The sequence below is a fragment of the Bradyrhizobium manausense genome, assembly GCF_018129685.1.
GTDB classification, from domain to species: Bacteria; Pseudomonadota; Alphaproteobacteria; order Rhizobiales; family Xanthobacteraceae; genus Bradyrhizobium; species Bradyrhizobium manausense_D.
Genome location: NZ_JAFCLG010000004.1, coordinates 38,632 through 53,563, shown reverse-complemented (window position 1 = coordinate 53,563; position 14,932 = coordinate 38,632). Strand labels below are relative to the sequence as shown.

Genomic DNA, 14,932 nt, shown 5'->3' with positions numbered 1-14,932 from the left:
TTCACATCCCTTCAGGCCCGCGACCGATCGCGGCAACACCGGTGCGCGACACCTCGACGAGGCCGAGCGGGCGCATCAGGTCGATAAACTGGTTGATCTTGTCCGTATTGCCTGTGATCTCGAACACGAAACTCTCGGTGGTGGCATCGATCACGCGGGCGCGGAAGGCATCCGCCAGCCGCAGCGCCTCGACGCGGTGCTCGCCCTGCCCGCGCACCTTCACCATCGCGAGCTCGCGCTCGATCGAGCGCTTGCTCAACGTCATGTCGACGACCTGGTAGACCGGGATCATGCGGTCGAGCTGATGCTTGATCTGCTCGATCACCATCGGCGTCCCCGTGGTGACGATGGTGATGCGCGAGAGGTGCTTCTGCGCTTCGGTCTCCGAGACGGTGAGGCTCTCGATGTTGTAGCCGCGGCCGGAGAACAGGCCGATGACGCGCGCGAGCACGCCGGGCTCGTTCTGCACGAGCACCGCGAGCGTGTGCGTCTCGTTGGGATCGTGACGCTCCTCGATGAAGTAGGCGGATGCCGGCTGGTTCATTGTCGTCCCCTCAAAGGTATCTCACTCACACCAGCGCCTTGCCGCCGGCGAACGCCTTGGCGGTAGCTTCGTCGTTGGCCTGCTCGGGCAGCAGCATCTCGTTGTGCGCCTTGCCGGACGGGATCATCGGGAAGCAGTTTTCCAGCGCCGCGACCCGGCAGTCGAACAGCACCGGACGCTTGACCGAGATCATCTCCTTGATGGCGCCTTCAAGATCGGCCGGCTTTGTCACCTGCAGGCCGACGCCGCCATAGGCTTCCGCGAGCTTGACGAAGTCAGGCAGCGCCTCCGAATAGGAATGCGAAAGCCGGTTGCCGTGCAGCAGCTGCTGCCATTGGCGCACCATGCCCATGTACTGGTTGTTCAGGATGAAGATCTTGATCGGCAGCTCGTACTGAACTGCCGTCGACATCTCCTGCATCGTCATCTGCACCGAGGCGTCGCCAGCGATGTCGATGACGAGGCTGTCGGGATGCGCGACCTGCACGCCTATCGCTGCCGGCAGGCCATAGCCCATGGTGCCGAGACCGCCCGAGGTCATCCAGCGATGCGGCTCCTCGAAGCCGTAGAACTGCGCCGCCCACATCTGGTGCTGACCGACTTCCGTCGTGATGTAGGTGTCCCTGCCGCGCGTCGCCTCGAACAGGCTCTGGATCGCGTGCTGCGGCAGGATGATATCGTTGCTCTTCTTGTAATAGAGCGAGTTGCGCGCACGCCATTGCGCGATCTGCTGCCACCAGCTCTTGATGTCGGGCTTCTTCGCCTCGGCCTTGAACACCTGGAGGATGTCGCCGAGGATGTTGGCACAATCACCGATGATTGGTACATCGACACGGATGTTCTTGTTGATCGAGGACGGATCGATGTCGATGTGGATCTTCTTCGAGTTCGGCGAGAACGCGTCGACACGGCCGGTGATGCGGTCGTCGAACCGCGCGCCGACGCACAGCATGACGTCGCAATCATGCATCGTCATGTTGGCTTCGTAGGTCCCGTGCATGCCGAGCATGCCGAGCCAGTTCTTGCCCGACGCCGGATAGGCACCGAGACCCATCAGCGTCGAGGTGATCGGGAAGCCGGTGACCTCGACCAGCTCGCGCAGCAGTTTCGTCGCCTCGGGGCCGGAATTGATGACGCCGCCACCGCTGTAGATCACGGGGCGCTTGGCGTTCGCGAGGAGAGAGACCGCCTTGCGGATCTGTGTCGCATCGCCCTTCACGCGCGGCGCGTAGGAGCGGTGCACGTCGGATTTGCGGGGCGGATGATAGGTGCCGGTCGCGAACTGCACGTCCTTGGGAACGTCGACCAGCACCGGACCCGGGCGGCCCGTGGTCGCGACATAGAAGGCTTCGTGCAGCACCTTGGCGAGGTCGTTGACGTCGCGCACGAGCCAGTTGTGCTTGGTGCAGGGGCGCGTGATGCCGACGGTGTCGCATTCCTGGAACGCGTCGTTGCCGATCAGATGGGTCGGCACCTGGCCTGAGATGCAGACCAGCGGAATCGAGTCCATCAGCGCGTCAGTCAGCGGCGTCACCATGTTGGTGGCGCCGGGGCCGGAGGTCACCAGCGCGACACCGGGCTTGCCGGTCGAGCGGGCATATCCCTCGGCGGCGTGACCGGCGCCCTGCTCGTGGCGGACCAGGATGTGCTGGACTTCGCTCTGCTGGAAGATCTCGTCGTAGATGGGAAGGACGGCGCCGCCGGGATAGCCGAAAATGTCGGTCACGCCATGATCGATGAGCGCGCGGACGATCATCGCGGCGCCGGTCATCTGGTTCGGATCGTGGCTCTTGTCACTCATTGGCTTGCTCCGGATGCGCTGTTGTCAGCGGCTTCGTTCGTGTCGGGTTTTCGGAAATAAAAAAGGCCCCGAAGAGGGACCCTGCACACCGCCTGTCGTGTGGATGGCAGCTAGCCACCCCCGGCGGTGTGCCTGGGTACGACGGCGATAAGGAGTTTGGTAATAATATTACGCATTGCTGGCGCTCGGCTTCCCAAAGGTTGCGCGAAACATAACGACCAAAGCCCCGATGTCAAGGCAAAGCGGCCACTTCCGCGCTATTCTGGCAGTGTAGCGGGGTTCCTGGGTTCCGGCGAGAGGTAAAATCGGGAACTTGAGGACAAAAACGCGTCAACCGGGCTCCCGCGCCGCGTTGACGGCGGCGCCGAGCCAGTCCGTCGCCTCCTCTGGCCTCACCCACACAAAATCCGGCAGTTGGTGCCTAAACCAGGTGAACTGGCGCTTGGCGTAGTGGCGGGTGTCCGCCCGACCGATCTTGGCAGCCTCTTCGAGGCTGAGCTCGCCGCGCAGATGTCGGATCAGGGCCGGCACACCGTGGGCCTTCATGGCCGGCAGCAGCGGATCGAGGCCGCGGGCGGCAAGCCGCTCGACCTCATCAAGGGCGCCGGCGCCCAGCATGGCGTCGAAACGGGCATCGATGCGCGCATAGAGCTCTTCTCGATCGGGCGCGAGAAATACCGCGCGAAAACTGTCCTTGGGCAATAGCGGCGGCTGACCCTCATGGTGCCAGTCGAGCAACGAGCGGCCGGTTGCTTCGACGACTTCGAGTGCGCGCGCAATCCGGGTGCGGTCACGCAAGTTCAATCGCTCCGCCGAACTGGGATCGCGGTGCGCGAGTTCCGCATGCAGTGCCTCGACGCCGTTCCGCTCCAGGCGCGCGCGCACGTCTTCACGTATCTCCGCGGGGATCGGGGGCACGACCGAGAGACCTGCCGTCAGCGCCTTGAAATAGAGCCCGGTGCCACCGATGAAGATGGGCAGACGGCCCTCGGCCTCTGCTTCTTGCAGAATCTTCGCGGCATCCGTCACCCAGGCGCCGGCCGAGAAATTCACGGCCGCATCGACATGGCCGTAGAGCCGATGCGAAACGCGCGCCTCCTCATCCTGCGTGGGACGCGCGGTGATGATGCGGAGGTCGCGATAGACCTGCATGGAATCGGCGTTGATGACCACGCCCCGCGCGCTCAGAGCAAGCTCGAGTGCCAGCGCCGACTTGCCGCTGGCGGTCGGGCCTGCGATAAGCACGGCCTTGATCGGATGCCCCTCGTTCACGAAAACCTCAAATGTCCCTCGTCGCCACGCTGATCTGCAACCCTGACAATCCCGCCCTCGACTCGACCATCGTCGACGGCGCCCGCGCCGTGCTGCCCAACGCGGCGCCCGCGCACTGGCTGTTCGACGGAGTCGCGGTCGACATTCCCTTCGGCGCCGACAGTAACCTCGAAGGTGACCGTCACGCCATCGAACAGCGGCTCCGCGAGCTTCGCGGCGACCTGCCCATCGATATCGTGGTGCAGCCTGTTGGCTTCCGGCGCAAGAAGCTTTTTCTCGCCGACATGGATTCCACCATGATCGGCCAGGAATGCATCGACGAACTCGCTGATCTCGTCGGGATGAAGGCCCACGTGGCCGCGATCACCGAACGCGCGATGCGAGGGGAGATCGAGTTCGAGCCGGCGCTCCGCGAGCGCGTCGCGCTGCTGAAGGATCTTCCCGCCAACGTCGTCGACGAGGTGCTGGCCAAGCGCATCACGCTGACCCCGGGCGGCAGCACGCTGGTCGCCACCATGCGCGCCCACGGCGCCTATACCTGCCTCGTCTCCGGCGGCTTTACGCTGTTCACGAGCGCGGTCGCCGCCAGGATCGGCTTCCAGGAAAATCGCGCCAACGAGCTCGTGGTGCGCGACGGCAAGTTCACCGGCGAGGTGAAGGAGCCGATTTTGGGTCGCGCCGCCAAGCTTGCGACCTTGGTGGATCTGATGGAGTCGTTCGATCTGGACGACATCGACTCTGTCGTCGTCGGCGACGGCGCCAATGATCTCGCGATGATCCAGGCAGCGGGTCTGGGCGTAGCGTATCATGCGAAGCCGGCGGTGGCCGCCGCAGCGGCGGCGCGGATCGACCATGGCGATCTCACCGCGCTGCTCTATGCGCAGGGGTATCGGCGGGACGAATTCGTGGAGGGGTAGCCTCTCTTGCTACACGCTCGCAGCCGTAGGGTGGGCAAAGGCGCGCTTGCGACGTGCCCACCACTCTTGCTGTTGCGATAGAGATGGTGGGCACGCTTCGCTTTGCCCACCCTACGAGGTTGCGCCTCGACTACTGCACGCTCAGCGCCACGAAGCGCAGTTCGCCATCGCCATTCGACACCAGCAGCAGCACGGACTTCTTGCCGTCCTTCTTGAGCTGGTCGATCCGCTTCTGGATCTCATCGCCGCTCGATACCGCTTCCTGCGCGACTTCGACGATGACGTCGCCGGCGGAGAGCCGCTTCTCGGCAGCATCCGAATTCGCGTCGACATTGGTGACGACCACACCCTTGACGCTGTCCTTGATCTTGTAGCGCGCGCGCAGATCCTTGTTCAGCACGGCGAGATCCAGACCAAGCGCCTTCTGCGTCACCGGCTTCTCCGGCGGCGGCTCGTCGGTCTTCACCGCGGCCTGCACTTTGTCGGGATCCAGCAGGCGTCCGAGCGTGACCTTCTTGGTCTGCTCCTCACCCTTGCGGATGATCACGACGTCGACCTCCTTGCCGACCGCGGTGTCTGCGACGATGCGGGACAGGTCCTTCGGGTCCTTGACGTCCTTGCCGTCGAACTTGACGACCACGTCGCCTGGCTCGATGCCGGCCGGCTTGGCCGGGCCCTTGTCGTCGATGCCGGCAACCAGCGCACCACGCGCCGGCTTGATGCTGAGGCTCTCGGCGATCTCGTCGGTGACGCTCTGAATGCGCACGCCCAGCCAGCCGCGACGCAACTCGCCGAACTGGCGAAGCTGATCGACCACGCCCGCGACGGTCTTCGACGGCACGGCGAAGCCGATGCCGATCGAGCCGCCGGAAGGCGAGATGATCAGCGTGTTGACGCCGATGACGTCGCCTTCGAGGTTGAACAGCGGACCGCCGGAATTGCCGCGATTGATGGCGGCGTCGGTCTGGATGTAGCTGTCATAGGGTCCCGAGGAGATGTCGCGGTTCTTGGCCGAGACGATACCCGCCGTCACCGTGCCGCCGAGGCTGAACGGGTTGCCGATCGCAACCACCCAGTCGCCAAGGCGCAGCTTGTCGCTATCGCCGAACTTCACCGACACCAGCGGCTTCGGCGGCTTGAACTTCAGCACGGCAAGGTCGGTCTTCTTGTCGACGCCGACGAGCTCGGCCCTGATCTTGGTGCCGTCGTTGAGGATGACGTTGATTTCGTCGGCATCGGCAATGACGTGGTTGTTGGTGACCACGACGCCGGAGGTGTCGATGATGAAGCCCGATCCGAGCGAGTTGGCCTTGCGCGGCGGTCCGCCGCCGTTGTCACCGCCCTTGCCGCCGCCACCGGGACCTTTGCGGTTCTTGAAGAAGTCGTCGAAGAATTCCTCGAAGGGTGAGCCGGGCGGCAGTTGTGGCATGCTGTTGCTGCCGCCCTTGGCCTCGACCGTCTGCGAAGTCGAGATGTTGACGACCGCGTCGATCACTTTCTCCGCGACGTCGGCGATGCCCTCCGGTCCGCGCGCCTGCGCCGGGGAGCCGAACACGCTGAAAGCACTGAACGCAAGCGCGGCCAGCCCAATTCGCGCGCTATGGCGCAAGCGGGTCGGGACGATGGTGGCAGCGGTCATTGTGGTCTCCAGGGAAAAGGATTCGGGCTCAAGACTGCGCTCGAACGGGGGCGCGGCGCAAGCGCGGAGCTTAACGGGCCGCAAGAGTGCGATAATACGGCGAAAACCCGCGTCCCGCCTTCACATTGGCGTTGGTGCGGCGGCTAGATGGGACGTCGCATGACCCAGATCAGGATCAGGCCGGCCACGGCGGATCCGATCCCGACCGCCCGCAGGATATTGTCCGGCGTGGCGATGGCGCTCTTCATGGCCTTGCGCATCCAGGCCGGACTTGCCGCGAACATCAAGCCTTCCAGCACGAACAGGATGCCTAAGCCGATGAGGAAGTCGGCGAACGCAATGGACCTCATCGGATGGGAACCTCCCGTTGTGCTGTTATTGTCTGGACGAAGGGCGGCCAAACCAGCCGCCCTTGTCTAATTTAAGGTTTCGCCGGCGTCTCTGTCGCCATCTTGCCGGACGGGTTACCAAAATACCGGAAGAAATCCGAGTCCGGCCGCAGCAGGAAGCGGGTGTCATTCGGCTTCAACCCGGCCTCATAGGCGGTCATCGACCGGTAGAAGGCGAAGAAGTCAGCATCCTTGCCATAGGCCTCGGCAAACAGACGGTTGCGCTCGGCATCACCGACGCCGCGCGTCTGCTCGGCCTGGGAGTTCGCGTCGGCAATGATGACGGTCACATCGCGGTCGGCCTTAGAACGAATTTCCTGCGCCTTCTGGGCGCCCTGCGCGCGGAACTCAGCCGCCTCGCGCTGGCGTTCGGACTTCATCCGGTCGTAGACCGCCTGGCTATTCTGCTCCGGCAGATCGGCGCGGCGAATGCGGACGTCGACCACCTCGATGCCGTAACCACCGGCCTCGTGGTCGAGCTGCTCGCGGATGCGCCCCATCAGCTTTTCGCGTTCATCACGCACCACGGTGATGAACGTGACTTCGCCGAGCACGCGGCGCAGCGCCGCGTTCAGGAGCGAGGTGAGCTGGAGGTTGGCCGCCTGGATCGAGCCGACGCTCTGATAGAAGCGCAGCGCATCCTTGATGCGATAGCGCGCAAAGGCGTCGACCACCAGCCGCTTCTGGTCGGAGGCAATGACCTCCTGCGAGGGGTTCTCGAGATCGAGGATCCGCTTGTCGATGTTGATCACCGAATTCCAGGGGGCCTTGAAGTGAAGCCCGGGATCAGTGACCACCTCCACCGGCGCGCCGAATTGCAGCACGATGGTCTGCTCGGTCTGCTGCACCGTGAACAACGACATGTAGGCGACGATCGCGACCAGAAGCGCCGCAAGAAGCGCGACAATACCTGTGACGGGAGATCTCATCTTGTGCCTCCGCTCGGCAGCTGGCCTGTCGTCGTCGGCTTCTTGGCTGACAATTCGTTGAGCGGCAAATAGGGCACGATGCCCTGGCCCGAGGAGCCTCCGTCGTAGATCAGCTTGTCCGAGCCGCCAAGCACGCGCTCCATCGTCTCCAGATAGATCCGTTCACGCGTCACGTCGGGCGCCTTCTTGTATTCCTCGTACACTTTGAGGAAACGTGCGCTCTGGCCCTTGGCCTCGGCGACCGCCTGCTCCTTGTAGCCTTCGGCCGCTTGCAGGATCTGCGCAGCTTTGCCGCGCGCCTCCGGCACCACCTTGTTGGCATAGGTCTGCGCTTCGTTCGACAGCTGCTCGAGATTGGCGCGTGCCGCCTGTACGTCGCGGAACGCATCGATCACCTGCGCGGGCGGATCGATCTTCTGCATCTGAACCTGGGTGATCTGGATGCCGGCGCCGTAGCTGTCGAGCGTCTTCTGCATCAGGTCCTGCACCGTGGCTTCGTTCTGCGTCCGGGCGCCGGTCAGGATCGGCTGGATGTCGGACCGGCCGATCACCTCGCGCATCGCGCTTTCGGCGACCGCCTTCACGGTGCCCTCGGGATTCTGGATGTTGAACAGGAAGTTGCCGACGCCGTTGGGCTTGATACGCCACAGCACGGTAAAGTCGACGTCGACGATGTTCTCGTCGCCGGTCAGCATCAGGCTCTCTTCCGGCACGTCACGGATCGAGCGGCCGCGGCGGGCCGGATCGTCGATCAGCGTCATGCCGATGGAAATGGTGGAGACGCGCAGCGCCTTCGGAAGCAGCACGGTCTCGATCGGATAGGGCAGGTGATAGTTCAGACCAGGGTCCACGGTGCGAACGTGCTTGCCGAAGCGCAGCACGACGCCCTGCTCTTCGGACTGCACACGGAAAAAGCCCGACAGCAGCCAGAGCGCAATGATGATGAGCAGGATCAGCGTGATGCCGACGCCGGAGAAATAGCCGCCCGGCATGATCTGCTGGAGCCGGTCCTGGCCACGCCGGAGAAGGTCTTCCAGATCCGGCGGCCTTGGCCCGACCGGTTGCGGGCCTGTGCCCCATGGTCCTTTCGGACCCGAGCCCCATGGGCCACCGCCCTGATTCTTCCACGGCATTCGACGTTCTCCTCGGCAGACCGGGACTAGAACTAAGCCGGCCCGCATTGTCCGGTCCGGCTTTATAGGGGACCGAAAGGACCCTTACAACGCAGGCGTGACCGACCCACGAGCTATGCTCGGGGGCGGAAAAGTCAATGTAAACATTGGCGAATGCGGTTAATGGGACGGCCGCCGACGATATGTCACATAGGAGAAGCCGGCGCTGTCCTCGGGTCCGGCCGGATGGCGGACACGTGCCACCTCGTCCCATTGCGCCTTGTCGATGTCGAAATGCGTGTCGCCGTCGGGCCGCGCATGCACTTCCGTGATCTCGAGGCGATCGGCGCGATCTAGCCACTGCCGGAAGATTTCGGCGCCGCCGATCACCGCGATTTCAGCCGCCGAACGCCGCAGCGCGTCGCCGCGCGCGACCGCCTCCGCATCCGCGGACGATGTCGCGACGACGGCGCCGGCGGCGCGATAGGCCGCGTCGCGCGTGATGACGATATTGGTGCGGTTGGATAGCGGCCGGCGCCCCGGCAAGGATTCAAAGGTCTTGCGGCCCATGATCACGGGCTTGCCGATGGTCAGCGCCTTGAAGCGTGCCAGGTCGGATTTCAGCCGCCATGGCATCGCATTGCCGGCACCGATGACGCCGTTCTCCGCAATCGCGACGACGAACACGATCTCCATCAGGGCGCGCTCCCCGCAAGTCGCGTCAACGCTGGACCGGAGACGCGGCACAGCGTCCAGTCGTCCAGCATTACGGCGCCGAGCGACTTGTAGAACGTGATCGATGGCGCGTTCCAGTCGAGCACGGCCCATTGCAGGCGCGACCAGCCGTTCTCCACGCATTCCTTCGCGAGATAGACCAGCAGCGCCTTGCCGAGACCCTTGCCGCGATGCGACGGCCGCACATACAAATCTTCGAGATAGATGCCGTGGCGACCGCTGAAGGTGGAGAAGTTCAGGAACCAGACCGCGAAGCCGACCGCCTCGCCATTCCACTCGGCGATCGCGCAGAAGAGCCTGGGATCGCTGCCGAACAAGGCTTCCGCAATGTCAGCCTCGGTCGCCTCGACCTCATGCGAGAGCTTCTCGTACTCGGCGAGTTCACGGACGAAATGGAGGACAAGCCCGGCTTCGTCAGAGCGCGCACGGCGGATGTTCGACGCCATCAGCGCTAGACCGCGACTTCCGCTTTGATGTGCGGGTGCGGATCGTATCCGACGAGCTCAAAATCCTCGTAGCGGAACGAGAAGATGTCCTTCACATCAGGATTGATCCGCATCACCGGCAGCGCGCGCGGTGCGCGCGTGAGCTGGAGCCGCGCCTGCTCCAGATGGTTGGAATAAAGATGCGTGTCGCCGAACGAATGCACGAAGTCGCCGGGTTTCAGGCCGGTGACCTGCGCCATCATCATGGTGAGCAGCGCGTAGGAGGCGATGTTGAAGGGCACGCCGAGGAAGACGTCGGCCGAGCGCTGATAGAGCTGGCACGACAATTTTCCATTCGCGACATAGAACTGGAACAGGCAGTGACAGGGCGGCAGCGCCATCTTGTCGACTTCGGCGGGATTCCAGGCCGAGACGATCAGGCGGCGTGAGTCCGGGTTGCGTTTGATCATGTCGACGACGTTCGCGATCTGGTCGATGCTGCGTCCGTCGGGCGCGGGCCAGGAGCGCCACTGATGCCCGTAGACCGGGCCGAGATCACCATTGGCATCAGCCCACTCGTCCCAGATCGTGACGCCGTTGTCCCTGAGATATTTGATGTTGGTGTCGCCCTTCAGGAACCACAGCAGTTCATGCACGATCGCCTTCAGCGGCAGCCGCTTTGTGGTCAGCATCGGGAAGCCGGCGGACAGGTTGAAGCGCATCTGATGGCCGAACACCGACAGGGTGCCGGTGCCGGTCCGGTCGGTCTTCTCGGCGCCGTCTGAAAGAATCCGCTCGAGCAGGTCCTGATACTGGTGCATGTGCGATAGAGCCTTTGGGGAGGCGGCAAACTTAACGGCGCCCCCGGCGCTGCGACAGCGGCGATTCGCTGCCTCCACTGATTATACCCGGAAAAGTGAGGGCCCTCGGCCGAAACGACAAGGGGCGGAACTCAGCGTCCCGCCCCTCATCTATCAGCTTGAAAGTGCTGGCTAAGTCGCCGACGCAGGTGCGGCGCGATCAGCTCTCGGATTCGGTGAACACCTCGTCGCGCTTGGCCCGCAAGAAAGGCAGAACCGTGAGCACCAGCAGGAAGGCCGCGATCGCCAGCAGCACGGCCGACAGCGGACGCGTCAGGAATACGGTCCAGTCGCCGCGCGATATCAGAAGTGCCCGGCGCAGGTTTTCTTCCATCAGCGGTCCGAGCACCATGCCGAGCAGCAGCGGCGCCGGCTCGAAATCGTGCTTGATCAGCCAGTAGCCGACCAGACCAAACACGCCGGCGAGGATGACGTCGACCGGCGCGTTGTTCACCGAGTAGATGCCGATCGCGCAGAAGATCACGATCGAGGGGAACATCAGCCGATACGGCACGCGCAGCAGGCGGACCCAGATGCCGACCAGAGGCAGGTTGATGATGATCAGCATCAGATTGCCGATCCACATCGAGGCGATCATGCCCCAGACGAGTTCCGGCTGTTTCTGCATCACCTGCGGGCCCGGCACGATGCCATGGATGGTCATCGCGCCGACCATCAACGCCATCACCGCGTTCGGCGGAATTCCAAGGGTGAGCAGCGGAATGAAGGAGGTCTGAGCGGCCGCGTTGTTGGCGCTTTCCGGTGCTGCCACGCCCTCGATCGCGCCGCGGCCGAACCGCGACGGGTTCTTGGCGATCTTCTTCTCGAGCGTATAGGACGCAAAGGATGCGATGACAGCGCCGCCACCCGGCAGGATGCCGAGGATCGAACCGAGCACGGTGCCGCGCAGGATCGCAGGCGCGGAGTCGATCAGGTCTTTCCTGGTCGGCATCAGGCCGGTGATCTTCTGCTGCACGAGATCTCGGTTCATCTCGGCGCCGGCGTCGAGATTGCGGATGATCTCGGCAAAGCCGAACACGCCCATCGCCACCGTCGCAAAGCCGAGACCGTCGGCTAGCTCCGGAATGTTGAACGCCATGCGCGAGGCACCGGTCTCGATGTCGGAACCAACCATCGACAGCAGCAGGCCGAACACGATCATCGCGATCGCCTTGAGCACGGAGCCCTTGGCCAGCACGACGGCGAAGATCAGGCCGAGCACCATCAGCGAAAAGTATTCGGCAGGACCGAACGCCAGCGCGAGCTTTGTGAGCGGCGCGCCGAGGACAGCGATGAGCACGGTCGCAACGCAACCGGCGAAGAACGAGCCGATCGCGGCGATCGCCAGCGCCGGGCCGGCGCGGCCCTGCTTGGCCATCGCGTGGCCGTCGATGGCGGTGACGACCGATGTCGCCTCACCGGGAATATTGACCAGGATAGATGTGGTCGAGCCGCCGTACTGGGCGCCGTAATAGATGCCGGCGAGCATGATCAGTGCGCCGACCGGCGGCAAGCCGAAGGTGATCGGCAGCAGCATCGCCACGGTTGCAACAGTGCCGATGCCCGGCAGCACGCCGACAAGCGTGCCGACCAATGCGCCAATCAGGCACATGAGAATATTGATCGAGATCGGCAGCGACGCGCCATAGAGCCACCAGGGTGACCACCAGGAAATCTGGAAAACGACGCCGAAACCGAGGCCCAGATTGTGGAAGAGATCGAACATCAAACCCTCACTGAACCAGGAAGCGCGGGAACATCGGCATCGGCAGCCCGAGCACGTAGGGGAAGAGCAGCGCGCAACCGAGCGTCAGGCAGGCGCCGACGATGACCGCTTCGACCCAGCGCGTCTCATGTGTGCCCATCGCCGAGATCAGGAAGCTTGTAAACGCCGTAACCACCACCCCGAGCGGTCTGATCGCCAAGGCGAAGAAGACGATCGAAACCATCACAAACAGCGGCCCGCGCCAGGCATAGTGCGCCATCCCGGGCCCATCGGTCAGCAGTCCCGTCAAGGCGATGCCGGCGCCAAGTGCGACGAGCAGCCCGCCAAACATCCGCGGCGCAGTGCCGGCGCCGAAGGAGAAGCCGCGCATCCCCTGCAGATCGCTGGAGGCCCACAGCGCGAACAAGGCAAGCGCCATCAGAACGATGCCGCCGACATAGTCCTGCGCGGACCTGATCGTCATGAAGATCGTGAGGATTGCCACCGCAAACAACGGATAGGAATAAATCAGCGCCAGCAGCACATCCGATGACGCCTTCTTGGTCTCGCCGCCGATCGCACCGAGCAGCGCAGCAGGCGCGCCGGCAACCAGAGCGGTGATGTGGCTGACCAGAACCGTGGCCGGACCGCGTCCGGCGCCCCAGCCGAAGATCGTCCCGATCGACCAGATCAACTCGAAGATCTGCGGCGCGAGCGCCAGCAGGCAGAAGCCGAGCGCTACCGACGTGTGTTTGGTGGCTGTCGCCGAGTGGCCCATCGTATCGGCCATGCATGTCTCCTCCGCGACCCGTAAGTCACGAGCACTGTTGTTCTAATCGGCTGGAAATGGATCCCCGCCCCGGATCATTGCCTAGCCATTTTCATCACACAATGCCAGCAAAACCCAACAGGCCTCCCGCGAGCAGAAGCCATAGCGGATTGACGCGCGAGACGAAGGCAATCACTGCGACCGTCGCGGTCAGAAGCAGCGCAGCAATGCTGCGATCGGTCGACTGCGCGAGGATCAAGGCACTCGCCGCCATCAACCCGATCGACAGCGGAACCAGTGCAGCCTGGATCAGGGCGGGCCAGCGCGATTGGCTCGGCCGATTCAAGAGCCGGCTGACATAGTAGGCGAGCAGCGCCGTCGGCAGGCACATTGCCAGTGTCGCAGCCAGCGCGCCGGGAATGCCGGCGACAGCATAGCCGATCAGCGTGACGATCAGGACGTTCGGACCCGGCGAGAGCTGCGCAATCGCATAGGCGTCCGCGAACTGCTTGTCGGTCATCCAGTGATGCACATCGACCGCGATGCGGTGCATCTCGGGCACCGCAGCCGCAGCACCGCCAACCGCGAACAGCGACATGAGACTAAAGGTGGAGATCAGCGCCCAGATCGGATTCTGGCTGCTCATGCCGCTACCTTCCGTCGCATCAGATATGTAACCGCGACGCTGAGCGGGATCGCGACCAGCAGTACCGCTTGCAGCGGCCAGCGAAGCACACCGATGGCCGTGAACACGCCGAGCATCAGGACGAGCACGACGACGTCCATTCGCTTGAGGAGTGGCGTCATCATCCTGAAGACCACGGTGATGAGGAGGCCGACTGCGGCGCAGGAGATGCCTGCGAGACTACGACGCAGCACGTCCACGTCGCCGAACCGGGCGTAGATGATCGCGAGCACGGTCATGATGAGGGTCGGCGGCAGCAATAGCCCGGTAAACGCGGCAACGCCGCCGGCGATGCCGCGCAACCGCGATCCGAACACCATCGACAGATTGACGATGTTGGGCCCAGGCAGGAAGTGGCAGAGCGCAAAGGTCTCGTTGAACTCGTCCGCCGTCATCCAGCGATGCTGGTCGACGATGGCATGACGGGCGAACACCAGGACGCCGCCAAAGCCGGCCAGTGACATCCTGGCAAATGCCAGGAACAGCGCGAGCAGGCCGGGCGGAGGGGCGTGGGCGGTGGAGATGTCCGGCTCTTGGGCGGCCGGTGCTGAATCCGGGGACATGTCAGGAACTTAGAACGTCTCCCGCGGCGTGGCCAAGATCAGGCCGTGAACCAACTCGGACCTATCCAAAGGGAACATCGCCGCGGTCGCTCGAAACACCTGTCATTTGAAACCTTTGCCCCCTATATTGGAGGTGCCGGTTCGCCGGCTATGGAAATAAACGGTCGTCGCAATAAACCATTCGGACCCGGGGGCGGTACCCGGCGCCTCCACCAAAGCCCACCGGACTTCGGGCTTCAGCCCACCGAGAGGCGGGTTTTGGCGGGGGCGAAATAGGATCGACGAGGGCGTAAAGGGCGTACTTTTTCCCGGTATTGTTCCGCCGTTATCGGGCTAATGCAATAGTTGCCAACGACAACTTTGCTCCGGTTGCTCAGGCTGCGTAACGCAGTTTGAAAGACCATCTTAAAGTCCTAACGGGTTAAGCTCCGTTAGGCGGGGTTCGGAGGCACCTGGCAACAGAAGCCTCCACTTACCTCCGATTTCCTTCCCGGCGGGGACTCCTGCTGACCCGTCAGGCGCGGTACTATTGCGGCTTGGCGAGTCGGGCCGGCAGGGCCGGGCTCCGGGAATGCAACAGGACCACC

15 protein-coding genes and 1 other RNA gene are annotated in these 14,932 nt (G+C 63.7%); 2 read left to right on the top strand and 14 right to left on the bottom strand.

Annotation, left to right across the window (positions count from 1 at the left end; all coding sequences use genetic code 11):
- Position 1 precedes the first annotated feature (1 nt).
- The 3 genes from ilvN to miaA all read right to left on the bottom strand — a co-directional run bounded on the left by ilvN (position 2) and on the right by miaA (position 3,617).
- Entirely contained in the window at positions 2-544 is a 543-nt protein-coding gene (gene ilvN / locus JQ621_RS12820) for an acetolactate synthase small subunit (protein WP_212235076.1), read from the bottom strand.
- A gap of 25 nt (positions 545-569) precedes the next feature.
- On the bottom strand, positions 570-2,345 hold the full coding sequence (locus JQ621_RS12815; RefSeq protein ID WP_212235075.1) for an acetolactate synthase 3 large subunit: 1,776 nt from the start codon (positions 2,343-2,345) through the stop codon (positions 570-572).
- Between the two features lie 330 nt (positions 2,346-2,675).
- Complete coding sequence (gene miaA, locus JQ621_RS12810; RefSeq protein ID WP_212235074.1) at positions 2,676-3,617, bottom strand: tRNA (adenosine(37)-N6)-dimethylallyltransferase MiaA; 942 nt, start codon at positions 3,615-3,617, stop codon at positions 2,676-2,678.
- An 11-nt stretch (positions 3,618-3,628) separates the two neighbouring features.
- Between miaA and serB the strand changes: the two genes are divergently transcribed.
- A complete protein-coding gene (serB, locus tag JQ621_RS12805; RefSeq protein WP_212235073.1) occupies positions 3,629-4,534 on the top strand; it encodes a phosphoserine phosphatase SerB in 906 nt (301 codons plus the stop codon).
- A gap of 130 nt (positions 4,535-4,664) precedes the next feature.
- Here the strand turns inward: serB and JQ621_RS12800 are convergent, their stop codons facing one another.
- From JQ621_RS12800 to JQ621_RS12750, 11 genes are all read right to left on the bottom strand, one after another.
- Complete coding sequence (locus JQ621_RS12800; RefSeq protein WP_212235072.1) at positions 4,665-6,173, bottom strand: Do family serine endopeptidase; 1,509 nt, start codon at positions 6,171-6,173, stop codon at positions 4,665-4,667.
- 143 nt (positions 6,174-6,316) lie between these two features.
- Positions 6,317-6,523 carry a DUF2065 domain-containing protein gene (locus tag JQ621_RS12795; protein ID WP_188100998.1) on the bottom strand — a complete coding sequence of 69 codons (207 nt, stop codon included), beginning with the start codon at positions 6,521-6,523 and terminating at the stop codon, positions 6,317-6,319.
- A gap of 71 nt (positions 6,524-6,594) precedes the next feature.
- Positions 6,595-7,491: a protease modulator HflC gene (gene hflC / locus JQ621_RS12790; RefSeq protein ID WP_212235071.1), complete on the bottom strand. Its 897-nt coding sequence runs from the start codon at positions 7,489-7,491 to the stop codon at positions 6,595-6,597.
- Positions 7,488-8,624, bottom strand: coding sequence for an FtsH protease activity modulator HflK (gene hflK / locus JQ621_RS12785; RefSeq protein WP_212235070.1), 1,137 nt, complete (start codon positions 8,622-8,624; stop codon positions 7,488-7,490). Before hflK ends, hflC begins: the two co-directional genes overlap by 4 nt.
- A 159-nt stretch (positions 8,625-8,783) precedes the next feature.
- Entirely contained in the window at positions 8,784-9,299 is a 516-nt protein-coding gene (locus tag JQ621_RS12780) for a dihydrofolate reductase (RefSeq protein WP_212235069.1), read from the bottom strand.
- Complete coding sequence (locus tag JQ621_RS12775) at positions 9,299-9,784, bottom strand: GNAT family N-acetyltransferase (RefSeq protein ID WP_212235068.1); 486 nt, start codon at positions 9,782-9,784, stop codon at positions 9,299-9,301. Before JQ621_RS12775 ends, JQ621_RS12780 begins: the two co-directional genes overlap by 1 nt.
- A 5-nt stretch (positions 9,785-9,789) precedes the next feature.
- Positions 9,790-10,584 carry a thymidylate synthase gene (locus tag JQ621_RS12770; RefSeq protein WP_212235067.1) on the bottom strand — a complete coding sequence of 265 codons (795 nt, stop codon included), beginning with the start codon at positions 10,582-10,584 and terminating at the stop codon, positions 9,790-9,792.
- 199 nt (positions 10,585-10,783) lie between these two features.
- Positions 10,784-12,349 (bottom strand): tripartite tricarboxylate transporter permease, encoded by a 1,566-nt coding sequence (locus JQ621_RS12765; protein ID WP_212235066.1) that lies wholly within the window; start codon positions 12,347-12,349, stop codon positions 10,784-10,786.
- 7 nt (positions 12,350-12,356) lie between these two features.
- A complete protein-coding gene (locus JQ621_RS12760; RefSeq protein WP_212235065.1) occupies positions 12,357-13,118 on the bottom strand; it encodes a tripartite tricarboxylate transporter TctB family protein in 762 nt (253 codons plus the stop codon).
- A gap of 94 nt (positions 13,119-13,212) precedes the next feature.
- Positions 13,213-13,743 carry a chromate transporter gene (locus JQ621_RS12755; protein ID WP_212235064.1) on the bottom strand — a complete coding sequence of 177 codons (531 nt, stop codon included), beginning with the start codon at positions 13,741-13,743 and terminating at the stop codon, positions 13,213-13,215.
- Entirely contained in the window at positions 13,740-14,345 is a 606-nt protein-coding gene (locus tag JQ621_RS12750; RefSeq protein WP_212235063.1) for a chromate transporter, read from the bottom strand. Before JQ621_RS12750 ends, JQ621_RS12755 begins: the two co-directional genes overlap by 4 nt.
- A gap of 96 nt (positions 14,346-14,441) precedes the next feature.
- On the opposite strand from JQ621_RS12750, the gene ssrA reads away from it, so the two are divergent.
- Positions 14,442-14,818: a transfer-messenger RNA gene (gene ssrA / locus JQ621_RS12745) on the top strand.
- The last annotated feature ends 114 nt before the right edge of the window (positions 14,819-14,932 follow it).

What these genes read in the sequence shown, in the direction of transcription:
- ilvN (WP_212235076.1), bottom strand. Translation starts at nt 544, where the DNA reads ATGAACCAGCCGGCATCCGCCTACTTCATCGAGGAGCGTCACGATCCC.
- JQ621_RS12815 (WP_212235075.1), bottom strand. Translation starts at nt 2,345, where the DNA reads ATGAGTGACAAGAGCCACGATCCGAACCAGATGACCGGCGCCGCGATG.
- serB (WP_212235073.1), top strand. Translation starts at nt 3,629, where the DNA reads ATGTCCCTCGTCGCCACGCTGATCTGCAACCCTGACAATCCCGCCCTC.
- JQ621_RS12800 (WP_212235072.1), bottom strand. Translation starts at nt 6,173, where the DNA reads ATGACCGCTGCCACCATCGTCCCGACCCGCTTGCGCCATAGCGCGCGA.
- JQ621_RS12795 (WP_188100998.1), bottom strand. Translation starts at nt 6,523, where the DNA reads ATGAGGTCCATTGCGTTCGCCGACTTCCTCATCGGCTTAGGCATCCTG.
- hflC (WP_212235071.1), bottom strand. Translation starts at nt 7,491, where the DNA reads ATGAGATCTCCCGTCACAGGTATTGTCGCGCTTCTTGCGGCGCTTCTG.
- hflK (WP_212235070.1), bottom strand. Translation starts at nt 8,624, where the DNA reads ATGCCGTGGAAGAATCAGGGCGGTGGCCCATGGGGCTCGGGTCCGAAA.
- JQ621_RS12780 (WP_212235069.1), bottom strand. Translation starts at nt 9,299, where the DNA reads ATGGAGATCGTGTTCGTCGTCGCGATTGCGGAGAACGGCGTCATCGGT.
- JQ621_RS12775 (WP_212235068.1), bottom strand. Translation starts at nt 9,784, where the DNA reads ATGGCGTCGAACATCCGCCGTGCGCGCTCTGACGAAGCCGGGCTTGTC.
- JQ621_RS12770 (WP_212235067.1), bottom strand. Translation starts at nt 10,584, where the DNA reads ATGCACCAGTATCAGGACCTGCTCGAGCGGATTCTTTCAGACGGCGCC.
- JQ621_RS12765 (WP_212235066.1), bottom strand. Translation starts at nt 12,349, where the DNA reads ATGTTCGATCTCTTCCACAATCTGGGCCTCGGTTTCGGCGTCGTTTTC.
- JQ621_RS12760 (WP_212235065.1), bottom strand. Translation starts at nt 13,118, where the DNA reads ATGGCCGATACGATGGGCCACTCGGCGACAGCCACCAAACACACGTCG.
- JQ621_RS12755 (WP_212235064.1), bottom strand. Translation starts at nt 13,743, where the DNA reads ATGAGCAGCCAGAATCCGATCTGGGCGCTGATCTCCACCTTTAGTCTC.
- JQ621_RS12750 (WP_212235063.1), bottom strand. Translation starts at nt 14,345, where the DNA reads ATGTCCCCGGATTCAGCACCGGCCGCCCAAGAGCCGGACATCTCCACC.